The organism is Chryseobacterium sp. FR054 (assembly GCF_056844565.1).
Window position 1 is genome coordinate 1,471,010 of record NZ_JBXDSA010000001.1, and the last position, 16,479, is coordinate 1,487,488.

Sequence of the window (16,479 nt, forward strand, 5' to 3'; positions counted from 1 at the left end):
CAAAATGCATTTTTAATCTTCATGTCATCAATAACAGGTACCTGTCATCTTACCAACAATATAAAACGTATTAAACAAATGGAAATCCGGGAGCAATGCTCACTTGGCAATTACGTTTGCATTGTTACCTAAACTGTTACAAAGAAAATTTTTATATGTTTTTCGGGATTTAAGGAAAGAGTATAAGGATGGAAAAATAAGGTAAACACTTAACTTATCATTAACACTATCTGTCTATGGGCAGTTTCCATCCTTGAAACTCTTAATCATTCCCTCTGAGAAACACTATAACAGATATTTCAGAGGGTTGTTGATTCCTGTTTAATTTTTTTCATCATTGTATTTGCAAAGTTATCATTCGTTGATTTGAAAAAAAATAATGGATATATATCATTTTTCACTCATCTTATGGCAATAAAGGTCAGAAAAAACTGAGGGTCAGTTGAAAAATTCTATTTTGTAAAAAAATGAATATTAATTTAATTATTTTAACTGCCAGAAAACTAAAAAGCTTAGAACCATGAAACAAGTGTCAGGCAGGATCATGAGTAATCAGACAATAGAACTGAATGAGGATCATTCATTTTTCTTCTGCGATTTGCGGGGAACAAAGATTATTCTGAACTCAGATCAGTTACAAATCGTAGGCTGCCTTACTGATGGAATCAGTCTGAATATTGAAAAAGAAAAAAGTAATGTATTGATGGATACCAATCTTAGTCTGGATGCAGACCATGCAGCTGAGATCATGCAAAAACATACAGGCAGCCATAATATCAATATACATCAGCCGGATATTAGTGAAGACTTAATAGAGTTATTTAAAAAGGTACTTACTGTTACCTATCACAGTAAAGGCCGGGATAATGAACATCTGCTGAACTATATCATTAACCGGCAGTGTTTCGATGTTATACCATTATTGGGAATTTGTTTTCTATATGCAGGAAAAGAATGGGAAGTAAAAACTCAGATCATAAGTTGTTTATATGAAGAAGGTCAGTTTAAAAATCTGGTTTATCCATACAAACAGGATCTGTTAAAGCGAACCTATATGCTGCTTTTTGATGAAGAGTATATGACCCGGGATTTTACAGCACATTTAATATTAAAATTAAATCCCAAAACGGAAGAACTGCAGCTGGATGACAGAAATTATATTCTTGGAATTGATGAACAGTATTTATTTGAGGGTTTAGCCATGATTGATAAACGGTATTTTCAATACATTGAAGACGATATACTATTGAAAGCACTTGAAAGTGATCATTGTGACACCGTGATTAATGTCATTAAAATCATGAATGATATTGATATTTTCAGGTTCTGGGACAGGCTGGTGTCTTATATACAGAACAGGGAATATGAAAAACCGGGAGATCTTTATCTCTATGTTTTATATAAAATCTTATCCGTATTCAGGGAGAGTGAATATTATGAAGAAGATTTAAATTTTTACGAATTTTTATTATCTTTTGAAGATGAACATGTTCAGGAAGATGCCTTATATCTCGCCTATAACGCCAATTATGAAAACAAAGACTTAATACAGGATTTTGTTGAGAAAAATAAACACAAAAAATTTGTACAGCAGTTTCTTCAATTTTCCGAAGAGGAAAAGTAGTTAAATAAATCAACAGATTATGTATTACTAAAACGATAAGAATTCTTATTTAAAATGTAAACGGTTCTTAGCTGTAACACCGGCAGAATCTGCCGGTCTCTCCGTTTACCGCTTTATTGGTGTAAAATACACCGTATTTCATTGATTAATTTCACGACACATTCACCCCGAAAAAATGTCCTACGAGTGCAGTAATTCCCATCGCTACGGTTCCCCAGAAACAGATCCTCAGCACAGCAGGAACTATTCCTGACCCTCCGGTTCTGGCCGAAACAGCTCCCAGAAGCATCAGGAATATAATAGAAAATCCATACTGAAAATAAACCATCTGCTTAATGGGCGCGAGAAGAGAGACTGTAAACGGAAGCAAAGCACCCACGGCAAAAGAAATAAATGATGCTCCCGCCGCATATAAAGGCTGTGCCTTTGTAATTTCATTGATTCCCAGCTCATCTCTGGCATGGGCTTCCAGGGCATCATGTTCCGTGAGTTCAACGGCAACTTTCATAGCTGTTTCTTTACTCACTCCTCTTTTTTCGTAGATCTTTGCCAGTTCATGAAGTTCGGTTTCGGGCATTTCCTCCAGTTCCTTCCTTTCCCGGTGAAGATCCGCCTTTTCTGTATCTTCCTGAGAACTTACCGATACATATTCTCCGGCAGCCATAGACATCGCTCCGGCAATCATCCCGGCCAAAGCAGCCAGAATAATGGTATTCCGATCAGGTTGTGCCGCCGCAACACCAATTACGATGCTGGTGGTAGACAAAAGTCCGTCATTGGCTCCCAAAACGGCGGCCCGAAGCCACCCTACCCTGTTCACGTAATGTTTTTCTAACTGATGAGGCATAAGGAAATATAATAGTTGTTATCAAAATTAAGCAATCATTTCTCAGGAATCAATCTAAATTAGATCCGGTCTGTTACAGGTAAAACCTGATCTTTTCAAAAATTATCACCCAACCGGGATATTTATATTTTAACCTCAGCCGATATGACTTTTCAATGGCCTGAAACTGATTCCGGTACGCCTTTCTCACCAAAATTCATAGTCTTCCACTAGGACTGCGCAGAAATATCTTTCTATCTTTGCCTGAAATTTCAACTACCATCAATGAATTTACTGTACATTAACTGGGATGTGGATCCCGAGATTATCAATATATTTGGATTTCCTCTTAAATATTATGGTTTACTATTCTTCGCCGGACTTGTTTTATGCTTCATCATTCTGAAAAAGATCTATAAAAAGGAACACCTCAGCAGCCAGGCTCATGAAGCTCTTTTTTCTTACGCTGTCATCGGTATTCTGGCTGGCGCAAGACTGGGGCACTGTATTTTTTATGATTTTGATTATTATTCCCAGCATCCTCTTGAAATTATCCTGCCTATTCAGAAAGGGCCGGACGGGTCTTATTTTTTCTCCGGATATGCGGGACTGGCAAGCCACGGCGGCGGAATCGGGCTGATCATTATGCTTCTGATCTATGCCAGAAAATATTCCATCCCATTTATGAAAATCCTGGATATTATTGCGATTGCCACTCCTCTTGCAGGAGGTTTTATCAGACTGGCCAACCTGATGAACTCTGAAATCATCGGTACTCCAACCCACGTTCCCTGGGCATTCATCTTCCACAGAGTGGATGACATTCCAAGACATCCCGCCCAGCTTTATGAGGCGGTTTCTTACTTTCTGATTTTCTCTCTGGTTTATTTTATTTACAGGAAAGGGAAATTCAGTGCAGGCAAAGGTTTCTACTTTGGAATAAGTTCACTGCTGATCTTCGTGATGCGCCTGCTTATTGAATTCATCAAAGTGGATCAGGTGAGTTTTGAGCAGGGAATGAGCCTGAACATGGGCCAGCTTCTGAGTATTCCTTTTATTCTTCTCGGACTGTTTTTTGTTATCAGAAGCATCCTCAATAAAGATGAAATGAAAACTACATAATCAGCATCTGAAAAGTGATAGTATAAAAAGCCTCCGGAATACTCTGTTCCGGAGGTTTCTGTTATAATTTTTAAAAAACCGGCTTAAGAACCTGAAGATCATTAAGCCGGATGTATTCGTCAGTCGAATACTAACTCTCCACATTTATATTTCTGATTATTGCCGGTAAAAGGTGTATTTTATTTCTGTCGTTAAATTTAGATTTTCTTTACAGATCCTGAAAAAAACAGCTATCAACCGGATGTAAGCGTCTACCAGATTCACGGTTTATAAAAAACGCATCTATTTAAAACCGATAAAAGGTTTGTAAGTTCTTCCCACAGGAAGTTTTTTACCGTTTACCTGCATCATGGATGAGGTTTTCACTTCTATCTTTGATCTGGAAATGATATAGGACTTGTGAATGCGTACGAACATGCCGGGTTCCAGGCTTTCTTCTATCCTGCTGATCGGCATTTTTACCGTTACTGTTCCTGTTTTTGTATGGATATGGATATATTCCCGCAGGCTTTCGATATAAAAAATATCATTCAGAATAATTTTAATCTGCTTTTTTCCGCTGCTGATAAAAATATGCTCGCGGTCTGCTGCTTCCAGAAGGGCTTCTTCAGCATTCATCAGATATTTGAACTTTTCCACTGCTTTCACAAATCTGTCATACGGAACAGGTTTCATCAGATAATCCACGATGTCAAGTTCATAGCCTTCAACGGCATACTGGTGATAAGCCGTTGTAACGATCACAAAAGGCGGATCTTTCAGTTTTTTCAGAAGATCAAAACCCTTCACTACGGGAAGATGAAGGTCAAGGAACATCAGATCGATATCATGTCTTCCCAGCAGATTTCCTGCATATACAGCATCTGAGCATTTTCCCACGAGATGGAGCGCTTCGTCTTTATTCACGAAACTTTCCAGAATATCGGATGCAATGGGTTCATCTTCTACAATAATGCAGTTGTATTTTTTAGTGGCCGGATGTGTCATTCAGATCAATGGTTAAATGTACAATATAATGGTCTTTTTTGTCTTCAACAGTCAGCATATGTTTCGGATAAAGCAGTTCAAGCTGCCTGCGGATATTTTTCAGCCCTATTTTGGTAGAGTTGCCATGAGGTTTTTCCTCTTTTGAATTTTCAATACGGTAACGCAAGGTCCCATCCTTCAGCTGAATATCAATATGAATAAATTTCTGCCCGATACTCTCTGAAACACCATGTTTGAAAGCATTTTCCACAAACTGAATCAGGATAAGCGGAGAGATCTCCTGTGACGGACGATCTAAATTTTCATGAAAGCTGACTTCAAGGTCATAATGCCGGATCTGCTGGATCTGGATAAAGTCACGGATATTTTCCACTTCTTTTTCAATAGAAATATATTTTTTGGCAGCTTCATAAATGTTATATCTCATCACCTTCGAAAGCTGTAAAATAACTTCGGGAGTTCCGTCTGCCTTTTTAAGAGCCATCCCGTAAATATTATTAAGGGTATTGAATAAGAAATGAGGATTGATCTGGGCCTTCAGCATCGTCAGCTCCTGGTCCAGCTTTTCGGTTTTCAGCTGGGACAGCTGTTCTTTAAGCAGGTTTTTCTGTCTGGTAATTTCAACTCCGAACACCAGTCCCACCATGAAAATAAGATCCATAAATGAGTTGAAGGCAACCAGCCCGTTGATAAAGCCTGAAGGTTCCTTTCCGTCCAGTGTTTCAGTAGCTCCGTATATGTAAGGATAAATGATATAATGGGTAAACAGTCTGTGAGCAAGTACTGCAAGGACAATAACAACACTATATAAAATCAGTTTCAGAAACCTGTTCAGTCCCATTTTCTCATACAGATACAGTAATGAATAGGCCAGCGGTGCTTTTACCAAAAGATACCCCAGTTCCAGTACTACTGTATTCTGAAGCCTGACCTGCCATTCCAGACCGGGAAACTGATATCTCGACCAGTAGAAGTCCAGATATACTTCCAGGATATAATAGAGAATCCAAAAGAGCAGATGAACATATATTTTTGATTTTCTGTAAGACTTCAAAACTGAGATGATTTATAATGCAAAATACTATCTTTCAGTGAAAAATAAAAACAGAATATCTACCAAAGAAACCCATCCGGCTATCAACGGCAACTTTTCTTTTCAGCCGGACATTCAGAAAACATTAACTGTAAAAAGCCACATATAAGAAGGATATTGAATTCTATTCCGTTGGTTCCGCCGCCTACCACAAACCAGCCGTTCTGCCAGTGAACATAATAAATCCCGAAAATAAAGATCAGTATATTAAAAATTGCAACAGGTCTGATGAGAGCATCTATCCATAACAGAACCACAGAAACGAGATGAATAAGCTTTATCGTCCATGCTATATACAGCCCGAAAGGACTGAAGCCTATGGTATCTAAAAAAAGAAGCCCAAAATTACTGACATCTCCGCTGGCAATAGAAACAACACTGTGCATCAGCAGAATAACCGAGAGGCCACACCGGAGGAAGAAATACTTTTTCATAAAACCAATTTAGAAAAATCATGAAAAAAACACATTGAAAAAGCATACCAACTGCCGGAAAGTGTATATAAAAAATGGATAACCGGGGATCAGTTATCCATCTTTCTTTATTTCTAAAGTAAACTATCTTGTGGTATAGCCACCGTTGGCAAAAATAGTCTGCCCGGTGATCCACCATCCGTCGGTTACCAGAAACTCAACCAGCGGAGCAATATCTTTAATATCCGTAAGCCCTCCCAATGCGGAAGCTGACTTATGATAGGCCACAGCATCGTCTGTTTCCTGCCCATAGAAAAATGGAGTATCCATAGGGCCGGGAGCTACTGCTGTTACGGAAATCCCTCTTGATCCGAATTCTTTGGATGCCGCTCTTGTGAAATGTTCCACAGGTGCCTTTGCTCCTGCGTACGTAGAATACAGCCCTGTATAGGCCGCCAGCAATGAAGTAACGATCGTGCAGATCTTTCCGTTGTCATTCAGCTTTTTGCCGGCTTCCTGAAGAAAGAAATAAGCCGACTTCGAATTGACCCCGAACATGGTATCATATTCTGCTTCAGTGGTCTCCGCAAACGGCTTTTTCAGTACCATTCCCACTGTATTGATCGCAATATCCACTCCTCCGAACCTGGATACAGCCTCATCAAAGAATTTTGTGATATTGTCTACCTGAGTAAGATCTCCCTGAAATAAAAATGCTTCAGACCCCATTGCCCGGACTTCCGCCAGCGTTTTCTCACTTTCGGCTCTGGAACTTTCGCTGTTATAATGAATAGCCAGCTTTGCCCCTTTTGCTGCAAAATCCCTGCTTAACAGTCCTCCTAAGTTTTTGCCTCCTCCGGCAATCAATACTACTTTTCCTTTAACATCTTGTGTTGACATTGTATATTGTTTTTATATTTCTGAAGCAAAGATGGCCAATGAAAATAAAACGATCATGGTGAATCTTTCGGAAACTGCTATAAATGATCACCCGATTACTGAAAGATTATTGAAAAAGTAAAAATATTCACTTTTTCCGGAAATTAAAAAAACCGCACATATCCTGTTACCTCCCAGAAAGATACAGTGTGGAACAACACTAAAAAAGCATTCCGCTTCCTGCCGCATAAGATATAAAATTCTATTATCGGTGAACTTTAGGCATAACATTTGCTTCTAAACACAACATATTATAACCAACACCACTTCATTTTTATAATATATTATTTTCCACAATCCTCAGCATGCTGGGGATTTTTTATGTTGAGACAGAGCCTGGCTTCTTAAAAAAACCTACCACCTGTTCGTTGTCTGCCTCTGAAATCTTCTTTCCGGATTTTGAGACGGACGTGATAAAATTTAAAGGCTTCCAAACGATGTTTAAAGGACGTAATATACTGAAAAACCACCTCTATACCGGTAATGTCCATTTGATTCCAAAAATATATTTTTGATAATCAAACATTTAAAACAGTGTCATTCGTTTTATTATTCGTATATTTGTACAGATTAGTAAGCAGGAAACTGTCTTCGCTTTCTGTTTTAGTTTAGAATATTTCTTTTTTTCTTTCAGTTTTTGCTTTTTCAGCGGCTCATTTTAGCTTTTGATGCTTGTATTAATGATAGGATTTCAGAGTACCGAGACCGGATAACCAAAGAGACCGGAGCAATATACAAAACAGAACACCAAGCAGATGACATCATGAACAATGTTCATACAGACCCAAATAACCTATATTAACCAGAAACTAAATACTAAAAATAATTTATGGCAGACTCTTTTTCTAAAAAAGAAAATTTTAAGAAAAAAATTCAAAAACAAAAAGAAAAAGCGCTAAGACGCGAAGAACGAAAAACGAACAACAACAAAGGTAAAGAACTTGAAGACGTATTCATGTATGTGGACGAATTCGGCAGACTTACCTCTACTCCTCCTTCAGAGAGACAGGAGGTGAATCTTGATGAGATCCAGCTGGGTGCTGCACCTATCGTTGAGGAAGATCCGCGTAAAACAGGAATCATTACATTCCACAGTGAAAAAGGATACGGTTTTATCACCGAAGACCAAACTAAGGAAAATATCTTCTTTCACAACAACAGCTGTACAGAACCGGTAAAAAAAGGAAATAAAGTTTCTTTTGAAAAAGAAAAATCTCCAAAAGGATTTTCAGCCGTTAATATTCAGATTGTCAAATAATCTTTTACTCAGAAACAGCCAACGCTACCGGCGGGATTGTTTTTTTATATAATACAGAAGCCACCTTTTCAGGTGGCTTCTTGCATCGTAAAAAAAAGTAAAAATGATCAGATCATAGATTAACCGGGAAAATTATGATCCCCTTCAGGACTTCATTCTCTAAGTTATTGTTCCTAGTCCTGTTCTTCTGCCTTTGAAACAAAAAGAAACAAAAAATTCAATACTTATATCAGATGAAGTCTTATGGAATCATTTTTTCCCTGTCAACACTGACCTGAGTTAGTCCAGCTTTCCACCCAGTGCTTTAAACAGAAGGACGTTATTTCTGGTATTCTGATGCTGAAACTGAAGCAGGTCCAGTTCAGCGGTCAGTTTGCTTTTCTGAGAATTGATCAGTTCAAAATAATTGGCATACCCTGTAAGGTAAAGATCATTGGAAACCTCTACACCGCGGTCCAGAAATCCTACCTCTTCAGATTTCAGCTGCAATACCTTTTCATAGATCTTCGTCTGTTTCAGGATAGACTGCAGTTCATTAAATGCCGTGGTAATACTTTTCTGATAATTTAGAAAAGCAATCTCCTGCTCTTTATCCGCTACATTGAACTCATGCTTCAGCTGTCCCTTATTAAAAACAGGAACCATCAGTCCGCCCAGTAGCTGTCCGGCTAATGATGCAGGCCTGAAGAATGTTCCCGCAGAAAAAGCGTTCAGTCCGAAACCTGCTCCCAGGTCTATTTTAGGATAAAAGGCAGCCCTTGCAGCTTTAGCATCAGCCTGGGAAGCTTCCAGCACATAATAATTTGCAGCAACATCCGGTCTTGCATGGATTACAGCTTCTATGTTGATATCCTTATTCAGGATTTCCATATTGGTCGGCATTAAGTCTTTTCCTCTTTTCACTCCCCCGCCATAGCTTCCTGTTAAGGTAGTAATCGCCTGTTCTACGGTAACAATCTCTACTTTGATATGTTCAATTTCGGCAAGCCAGTTGTTATTCTGTGCTTTGAACTGCTGTACTGCCAGCTCGGTTGCCTTTCCCACTTCTCTCTGGGCCAGGACAATCTCAAAAGCCCGCTGCTGAAGATTATAGTTCTTCTGATAAATAGCCAGTCTGTTGTCCAGCGTTACCAGCTGATAGTAAAGATTGGCGATATCGGTAAACAGTTCTACCTGAAGCAGCCGTAATCCTTCCGTAGAAGCCATGAATTTCTTCTGGGCAGACAGTTTCTTGTTTTTAAGCTTTCCCCATGCATCTATCTCCCAGCTGCTTCTTGCTCCCAGCCAGTAATTCGGGGTAAAATCACGGTTGATCTTCTGATCTTCCGTGATATTGGGTGACAGATTGGTGTCGTAATTCCCGACACCTTCCATCGTATATTTACCGTAACGGTCACCGGAAGCCGCAGCACCTATTTCAAGGGAAGGAAGAAGGTCCATTTTTGATCTCCGGAGAAAACTGTTGGCAATTTCAACCCGTTGCTGGGCAATCTGAAAATCGGGATTGGCTTCTATCACTTTTTCAAAAAGTTCCTGAAGCTGAGGATCTGTAAAATAAGTTTTCAGGTTGATCTGCTGAAACCTATCTGCCTTATTTTCAGTCTGAACAGCTTCATCCGGCAGAGTTCTGGCTTTTTTAATATCAGCAACATTCGGAACGGCACATGAGGTGATCGCCAGCACAGCGATTCCATATAATATAGGTTTATGATTGAATCTTGTCATCTTTCTTCTTATTTTCAAGTTTTGCAAAGAATATATACAGCCCAGGAATGATCACCAGTCCGAAGATCGTTCCGATAAGCATTCCTCCTGCCGCCGCCGTACCAATGGAACGGTTTCCGACTGCTCCGGCACCGGAAGCGATACACAGCGGAATAAGTCCGGCCACAAAAGCAAAAGAGGTCATCAGGATCGGGCGCAGACGCTGCCTGGCTCCTTCAATAGCTGCCGGAACAATATCATAACCTTCCTTATTTCTGGCTACGGCAAATTCTACAATCAGAATGGCATTTTTGGCCAGAAGCCCTATCAGCATCACCAGGGCAACCTGTGCATAGATATTATTATCCAGCCCTGTAAGCACCAATGCGATATAAGAACCGAAGATTCCTGTCGGAAGACTTAAAAGTACCGGCATCGGAAGCAGGAAGCTTTCATATTGGGCAGCCAGCAAAAGATATACGAATAAAAGACAGATCAGGAAAATATAGACAGTCTGATTTCCGGAAAGGATCTCTTCCCTTGTCATTCCGGACCATTCGATATCAAAACCTCTCGGCAGTGTTTCCCCGGCCACCCTTTCCACTGCTGCAATAGCATCACCGGAACTGTATCCTTCCGAGGGCTCTCCGTTAATCATTGCAGACATATACATATTATACCGCGTAAGAACTTCCGGTCCGTATACTTTTTCAATGGTAATAAAGGTGGAAAAAGGCACCATTTCCCCTTTGTCATTTTTAAGATATAAATTCAGGATGCTTTCCGGCGTGTCTCTGTGTTCCGGACTTGCCTGCACCATCACTTTATACATCTGGCTGAAACGGATAAAGTTGGTGGCATAATACGATCCCAGCATTGTCTGCAGGGTTGACATCGCATTATCTACCGAGATTCCTTTTTTAGCCGCCATATCATAATCCATATTGATCATATACTGCGGGAAAGTGGCATCAAAGCTGGTAAAATTATTCCGCAGCTCAGGAGCTTCATTCAGCTTTTTTACAAAATCTTTGGTGATCTTGTCTGTATTTTCAATTGTCCCTCCGGTTCTGTCCAGCAAACGGAGTTCAAAACCGCTTGTATTCCCGAATCCCGGAACGGTAGGCGGCGCAAAGATCTCAATCTGCGCATCGGCAATACTTTGAGTTTTATCAGACAGTTCCGCAATAAGGTCATTTACAGAAATATTCCGCTCTTTCCAGTCTTTAAGGTTGATCATGGCCATCCCGTAAGAAGATCCTGCAATTTCTGTTACAATACTGTATCCGGCGAGAGTGGTTACGTTTTCCACCCCTTCAATTTTCCTGGCGATAACCGTTACCTCGTCCAGAACCTTTTCCGTTCTTTCAACGGTGGCACCCTGCGGGGTGGTGACACTTACATAAACCATTCCCTGGTCTTCCATCGGGATAAATCCGGTAGGCAGGAACCGGCTGGTAACGCCTGTCAGAAGAATGAATAAGAACAGTAACCCAAAAGTAACCACGGTACGGGTGGCAAATTTTGAAAGAATTCCTACATATCGGTCTGTCAGCTTTTCAAAGCCTCTGTTGAAGCTCTGGAAAAACCGGTCAATAACCGTTTTCTTTTTATCGTGGCTGTGAGGTTTTAAAATAATCGCACATAGCGCAGGAGTAAGGGTTAATGCATTGACTCCTGAGATCACAATACTTATAGCTAACGTCAGAGAGAACTGGCGGTAAAATACCCCCACCGGACCCTCGAGAAACGCCACCGGAATAAATACGGCTGACATTACAATGGTAATTGCAACGACTGCTCCTGCAATTTCTTTGGTTGCACTGATCGTTGCTTCCAAAGGCTTCATTCCCTCTTCCATTTTCACATGGACGGCCTCTACAACAACAATCGCGTTATCCACCACAATTCCGATAGCAAGAACGAGGGCAAATAACGTCAGCAGGTTTACGGAGAAATCCAGCATGCTCATAAAGGCAAAAGTTCCTACCAATGCCACAGGCACCGCAAGAACAGGAATCAGAGTGGAACGCCAGTCCTGAAGGAAGATAAACACTACAATTCCCACAAGGATAAACGCCTCGATAAGGGTCATCAGAACTGCACTGATGGAAGCATCGAGGAACCTGGAAACATCATAGGCCATATTATATTCCATTCCCGGAGGGAAAGATGTGCCTTTCAGTTCTTCCATTTTGGCTTTTACACTTTCAATTACTTCAGAGGCATTGGAACCCGGACGCTGCTTCATCATAATAGAGGCAGAAGGTCTTCCGTCTGTTTTGGATACCATCCCATAGTTCATCGCTCCAAACTCTACTTTGGCAATATCTTTAAGTTTAAGAATGGTTCCGTTAACATCTGATCTTATCGGAACTTCCTCATATTGTTTAGGCTCAAAGAATTTTCCTTTATATTTAATGACATACTGCAGCTGGCTGGACGTTTTTCCGGAGGTTTCCCCCACTTTTCCGGGTGCTGCCGAAATATTCTGCTTCTGAAGGGAACCGATCACCTCGTCTGCCGAGATATTATAAGCAGCCATCTTCTGCGGATCCAGCCATACCCTCATCGAGTATTCTTTCTGCCCCATAATTTCCGCACGTCCTACTCCATCAATACGCTTCAGTTCCTGAAGAACATTAATATCCGTAAAATTATAGATGAACTGTTCATCCTGGCTGGGATCTGTACTGGTAATATTCAGGTACATCAGCATACTGTTCACCTCCTTTTCAGTGGTTACTCCGGCCCGGATCACTTCTTCAGGAAGTTCATCAAGGATAGTCGTTACCCTGTTCTGTACGTTTACTGCTGCTACATCGGGATCTGTTCCCACTTCAAAGAAAACCTGAATCAGGGTAAGCCCGTCATTGGAAGTTACCGTTGACATATACGTCATTCCGGGAACCCCGTTGATGGCCCGTTCTAAAGGAAGTGCCACCGCGTTGGCCGACACTTCGGCATTGGCTCCCGTATATTTTGCGGTTACCGTTACAGAAGGCGGTACAATATCAGGAAACTGTGTGATCGGCATTTTCATCAATGCCATGATTCCCAGCAGTACAAAGACTATGGAAATAACCAACGAAAGCACCTTTCGTCTTATAAACATTTCTACCATGGTAAGTTGATTTAAAGATGAAGGTTAATATTTCTTTTTAATCCTGATGAGATCACCGTCTTTCAAAGACTGTGTTCCTTCATAAATAATTAAATCTCCTTTCTTAAGGCCGCTTTCCACCATATAAGAATCTCTTAAAGTGGTACCGATCTTAATGTTGGTCATTTTTACTTTATTCTGCTTATCTACAACAAATACATAGGTTTTGTCCTGGATAGAAAATGTTGATTTCTGAGGAATCAGGATGGCATTATCCTGCTGTTCGGAAATAATAAGCTTCCCTGAAGTTCCATGCTTGATGAGGTGGTCCGGATTCGGGAAGAGTACTTTATAACGGATGGAACCAGTAGTTCTGTCGATCTCCCCTTCCGCTGTTTTCAGAGCTCCGTTGAACTGATAATTGACACCATTCGGAAGGGTAAGCTCAATTTTCTGATGGTTTCCGATCTTATCATTGGCCAAAAGCTCAAAATAGAGATTCTCCGGAATAGAAAAGTAAGCATATACTTCGTTCAGCTGTGAAAGTGTAGTGAGCAGAATTCCGTTTTCCACAAGGCTTCCGTCTTTATGAGGAATCACATCGATCACGCCATCAAAAGGAGCCGTAATTTTTGTAAAGCTGATCTTCTGTAAGACCGTTCTTCTTTCTGCATCCGCGTAAGCATATTTTGCTTTAGCCGAAGAAAGTTTAGCCTTTACCATTTCAAGCTCATTATTGGCTACGAATTTCTTAGCGTGAAGACTCTGAATCTGCTTCAGTTCCACTTCTGCAATGCGAACGTCAGCATCTGCCTGCTTCAGGGCGGCATCAGCTTTCAGTAATTCCATCTGCAGTTCGGCATCGTTGATCTTAAATAAAGCCTGCCCCTGATGAACAAACTGACCTTCATTGACATAGATATGCTGGATGATTCCGCCGATTCTTGAACGGATATCTACATTTTTTTTAGCCTGAATATCGGTTACGAACTGATTGTTGACAAGGGTATCTTTTTCTTTGATTTCCAGTACGGGAACTTCTTTTTCTTTATTCCTGTTTTTTTTGTTGTCTTTACTGCATGACACAGCGAATAATATTGCAAGAATGCAAATTATTACATTTTTAGAATACATCTTAAGTTGTTTAAGTTATAAAAATTTCGTTAAAATAAATTGGTTTTCAACAACTTAAACTAGTACAACTGGAGGAGATGGAGAAAGGATTTTACGCCGCAGATGGAGGAGACCGCAATATCCGGAAGTGTAATTTTTGATGTAATTTTTTCAATCGCTGAAAAATCTCCGGATGCCTCATCTACCTGACGGGCAACGTTTTTTACAATTTTTGAAACTGTGGATACGGCATGGGTATTCATATCCGTTTCTTCGTAGAAATCGAGGATATGAACATTACCTATCTGAGCTACGCAGGGAATATTCTGCAATGATTTTTCTGCCCATTTCGAATTGAAAAGGGTAAAAACCAGCATGAAATAAAAAAAGATAAATGACCTCAGACCTGCCATGTCAAAAAAGAATACTTAGTTTTTCAGTAAAAACAATAGTTTCGCAAAATTATGGATTTCAGACGAGGTTTATGGTCTTTTAAATGTTAAAAAAACTTAAACAATCAGGGTTTTGTCGGAAAAGAACCTTTTGAGAATATTTAAAAGTCTCATTTTAAGAGATTATATGTCTGGGGATCTTTTAACCAAAAGACTTTACACTTTAGGAGCAATAAGTTTAAATGCTTACTGCATAAAAGTTCATATAAGAGTCTTTAAAAATCTACGATTTTTATCAGATTAATTAAAAGATCTGCGTCATCTGCAAAATCTGCGAGATAATAAAAAACATCCACAAACATTAGTGGGATCTGTGGGAAATTCAATTTGTATGGATATGTTAATTTGCATTTTTTTGAAACGCAAAGTTAATTTATAGGCAATGTTGATTTAGAGGGAGCAAAGGGTAGAATCAACTCCGTTGATTCGATGAAGCGATAGACCGGCCTTCTGCTATTTTCAATACTTAAAAAAGATTATAACACTTTAGTGATCTCTAAGTTAAAAAACTTTACGCATAGAAGTTCACTTAAGCTCTTTAAAAATCTACGATTTTTATCAGATTAATTAAAAGATCTGCGTCATCTGCAAAATCTGCGAGATAATAAAAAACATCCACAAACATTAGTGTAATTTTTGGAATCTGTGGAAAACTTTTAAAACCACGAAAGGCGTAATCATGGATATATTCATCTTTTCTTATCTGAATCTGATTTCAGACTTATTTTTCTCCGAACATTTTTTTCAATACCTGATAACGGTAATCAAAGATCTGTTTCAGTTTTTTTTCACCATAAGAACATGAGCTATTTCTCCCAGGAATCCCAACGGTAATTCGTAATTTACCGTATCTTTCATCAGGACTCCTTTTTCATTGGGAATAAACTCATGATGGTGGTGCCAGAGCTTATAAGGTCCTTTTTTCTGAAAATCAGTGAAGCTTTTCTGATGATCCACCTGAATGATCTCAGTCTGCCATTTCATTTTAATACCCAATAAAGGGGAAACATGATAATCGATGAGCATTCCTTCATGGATTTCATCATTTTCCATTGCTGTGAGTACCGTAAAGTTCATATCTTCCGGAGTAATTTCTGACAGGTTATTGGCTGAAGAAAAAAAGTTCCAGGCTGTTTCCGGGCTGCAGTTAAGCTGCTGCTCTCTGTAAAGACGGTGTTTCATTTTTATTATTTACTGATAGATCCACATTAAAACGGGCTTATCGGCATTCTGTAACATGGGATCAATTTCTTTCATGGCATTATTGGATATGGTGGGACATCCCCAACCTTCCGGAGACCCTTCGGGAAATACATCCTCATCGCTCATCAGATCCCAGGAATGAAAGACGATAAACCGTTTCAGGGCATTGCTGTTGGTTTCTTCAAGCCCATGCATCAGGTATTTCACATTGATTCCCCAGTTGCTGTATCCTCTTTCTCCAAGCTTATATTTTCCCAATGCAGAAAGATGGCTGCCGTCTTCATTACTGAATTCAGGATTTTCTTTGGAACCATCTGTACTCCAGGCATTCGTCCCACAGCCATGTCCTACCAGATACTGTTTTGAAGCAGTTTTCTTTTTGAAATCCCAGACAAAAAACCTTTTGACTCCGGAATGCAGACTCATATCGATCAGGATACAGAAATCGGTATTCATTTTTGCTGAGATACAGTATCTGAGAGCTTCTTCTGCCCTGGCTGCTACTTCAGACAGATCAGCTTCCGGTTTCTTTTCCGTCTGAACAGCTGCTTTTTCGGCAGCACCTTTTACCTTCATAAGTTTAGGTTCGTTACTGCAGGAAAACAGGAGAAAAATACTGAAAGTTACAGGCAGGAGCTTCAT

14 protein-coding genes are annotated in these 16,479 nt (G+C 39.9%); 3 read left to right on the plus strand and 11 right to left on the minus strand.

Annotated elements, in window-relative coordinates; translation table 11 throughout:
- The first annotated feature begins 520 nt into the window (after positions 1–520).
- Positions 521–1,624, plus strand: coding sequence for a hypothetical protein (locus tag AC106S_RS06705; protein WP_482438307.1), 1,104 nt, complete (start codon positions 521–523; stop codon positions 1,622–1,624).
- Positions 1,625–1,775: 151 nt separating this feature from the next.
- Here AC106S_RS06705 and AC106S_RS06710 read toward each other — a convergent pair whose 3' ends face one another.
- Complete coding sequence (locus AC106S_RS06710; RefSeq protein WP_482438308.1) at positions 1,776–2,471, minus strand: VIT1/CCC1 transporter family protein; 696 nt, start codon at positions 2,469–2,471, stop codon at positions 1,776–1,778.
- A 264-nt stretch (positions 2,472–2,735) separates the two neighbouring features.
- Here AC106S_RS06710 and lgt point away from each other — a divergent pair, with 264 nt between their 5' ends.
- Positions 2,736–3,572, plus strand: a complete 837-nt coding sequence (gene lgt / locus AC106S_RS06715; protein ID WP_482438309.1) for a prolipoprotein diacylglyceryl transferase — start codon at positions 2,736–2,738, stop codon at positions 3,570–3,572.
- Positions 3,573–3,854: 282 nt separating this feature from the next.
- On the opposite strand, the gene AC106S_RS06720 is transcribed toward lgt, so the two are convergent.
- From AC106S_RS06720 to AC106S_RS06735, 4 genes are all read right to left on the minus strand, one after another.
- A complete protein-coding gene (locus tag AC106S_RS06720; RefSeq protein ID WP_482438310.1) occupies positions 3,855–4,559 on the minus strand; it encodes a LytR/AlgR family response regulator transcription factor in 705 nt (234 codons plus the stop codon).
- Positions 4,540–5,613: a sensor histidine kinase gene (locus AC106S_RS06725; RefSeq protein WP_482438311.1), complete on the minus strand. Its 1,074-nt coding sequence runs from the start codon at positions 5,611–5,613 to the stop codon at positions 4,540–4,542. The genes AC106S_RS06720 and AC106S_RS06725 overlap by 20 nt, the downstream gene beginning before the upstream one ends.
- Before the next feature lie 83 nt (positions 5,614–5,696).
- Complete coding sequence (locus AC106S_RS06730; protein WP_482438312.1) at positions 5,697–6,086, minus strand: DoxX family protein; 390 nt, start codon at positions 6,084–6,086, stop codon at positions 5,697–5,699.
- A gap of 123 nt (positions 6,087–6,209) precedes the next feature.
- The gene (locus AC106S_RS06735) at positions 6,210–6,965 is read right to left on the minus strand and encodes an SDR family oxidoreductase (RefSeq protein ID WP_482438313.1); all 756 of its coding nucleotides are present in this window, start codon (positions 6,963–6,965) and stop codon (positions 6,210–6,212) included.
- An 868-nt stretch (positions 6,966–7,833) separates the two neighbouring features.
- Here AC106S_RS06735 and AC106S_RS06740 point away from each other — a divergent pair.
- Entirely contained in the window at positions 7,834–8,262 is a 429-nt protein-coding gene (locus AC106S_RS06740) for a cold shock domain-containing protein (RefSeq protein WP_482438314.1), read from the plus strand.
- 279 nt (positions 8,263–8,541) lie between these two features.
- Here the strand turns inward: AC106S_RS06740 and AC106S_RS06745 are convergent, their stop codons facing one another.
- The 6 genes from AC106S_RS06745 to AC106S_RS06770 form a co-directional block, all read right to left on the minus strand.
- Positions 8,542–9,987: a TolC family protein gene (locus tag AC106S_RS06745; protein ID WP_482438315.1), complete on the minus strand. Its 1,446-nt coding sequence runs from the start codon at positions 9,985–9,987 to the stop codon at positions 8,542–8,544.
- On the minus strand, positions 9,968–13,090 hold the full coding sequence (locus AC106S_RS06750) for an efflux RND transporter permease subunit (protein ID WP_482438316.1): 3,123 nt from the start codon (positions 13,088–13,090) through the stop codon (positions 9,968–9,970). The genes AC106S_RS06745 and AC106S_RS06750 overlap by 20 nt, the downstream gene beginning before the upstream one ends.
- 24 nt (positions 13,091–13,114) lie before the next feature.
- Positions 13,115–14,203, minus strand: coding sequence for an efflux RND transporter periplasmic adaptor subunit (locus tag AC106S_RS06755; RefSeq protein ID WP_482438317.1), 1,089 nt, complete (start codon positions 14,201–14,203; stop codon positions 13,115–13,117).
- 59 nt (positions 14,204–14,262) lie between these two features.
- Positions 14,263–14,559 (minus strand): hypothetical protein, encoded by a 297-nt coding sequence (locus AC106S_RS06760; protein ID WP_482438318.1) that lies wholly within the window; start codon positions 14,557–14,559, stop codon positions 14,263–14,265.
- An 852-nt stretch (positions 14,560–15,411) separates the two neighbouring features.
- Entirely contained in the window at positions 15,412–15,816 is a 405-nt protein-coding gene (locus tag AC106S_RS06765) for an SRPBCC family protein (RefSeq protein WP_482438319.1), read from the minus strand.
- A gap of 9 nt (positions 15,817–15,825) precedes the next feature.
- Positions 15,826–16,479, minus strand: coding sequence for a murein L,D-transpeptidase catalytic domain-containing protein (locus AC106S_RS06770; RefSeq protein WP_482438320.1), 654 nt, complete (start codon positions 16,477–16,479; stop codon positions 15,826–15,828).

Excerpts from the sequence above, each read along its gene's own strand:
- AC106S_RS06745 (WP_482438315.1), bottom strand. The coding sequence starts at position 9,987 with ATGACAAGATTCAATCATAAACCTATATTATATGGAATCGCTGTGCTG.
- AC106S_RS06760 (WP_482438318.1), bottom strand. The coding sequence starts at position 14,559 with ATGCTGGTTTTTACCCTTTTCAATTCGAAATGGGCAGAAAAATCATTG.
- lgt (WP_482438309.1), top strand. The coding sequence starts at position 2,736 with ATGAATTTACTGTACATTAACTGGGATGTGGATCCCGAGATTATCAAT.
- AC106S_RS06750 (WP_482438316.1), bottom strand. The coding sequence starts at position 13,090 with ATGGTAGAAATGTTTATAAGACGAAAGGTGCTTTCGTTGGTTATTTCC.
- AC106S_RS06740 (WP_482438314.1), top strand. The coding sequence starts at position 7,834 with ATGGCAGACTCTTTTTCTAAAAAAGAAAATTTTAAGAAAAAAATTCAA.
- AC106S_RS06770 (WP_482438320.1), bottom strand. The coding sequence starts at position 16,479 with ATGAAGCTCCTGCCTGTAACTTTCAGTATTTTTCTCCTGTTTTCCTGC.
- AC106S_RS06730 (WP_482438312.1), bottom strand. The coding sequence starts at position 6,086 with ATGAAAAAGTATTTCTTCCTCCGGTGTGGCCTCTCGGTTATTCTGCTG.
- AC106S_RS06705 (WP_482438307.1), top strand. The coding sequence starts at position 521 with ATGAAACAAGTGTCAGGCAGGATCATGAGTAATCAGACAATAGAACTG.
- AC106S_RS06735 (WP_482438313.1), bottom strand. The coding sequence starts at position 6,965 with ATGTCAACACAAGATGTTAAAGGAAAAGTAGTATTGATTGCCGGAGGA.
- AC106S_RS06710 (WP_482438308.1), bottom strand. The coding sequence starts at position 2,471 with ATGCCTCATCAGTTAGAAAAACATTACGTGAACAGGGTAGGGTGGCTT.
- AC106S_RS06755 (WP_482438317.1), bottom strand. The coding sequence starts at position 14,203 with ATGTATTCTAAAAATGTAATAATTTGCATTCTTGCAATATTATTCGCT.
- AC106S_RS06720 (WP_482438310.1), bottom strand. The coding sequence starts at position 4,559 with ATGACACATCCGGCCACTAAAAAATACAACTGCATTATTGTAGAAGAT.
- AC106S_RS06765 (WP_482438319.1), bottom strand. The coding sequence starts at position 15,816 with ATGAAACACCGTCTTTACAGAGAGCAGCAGCTTAACTGCAGCCCGGAA.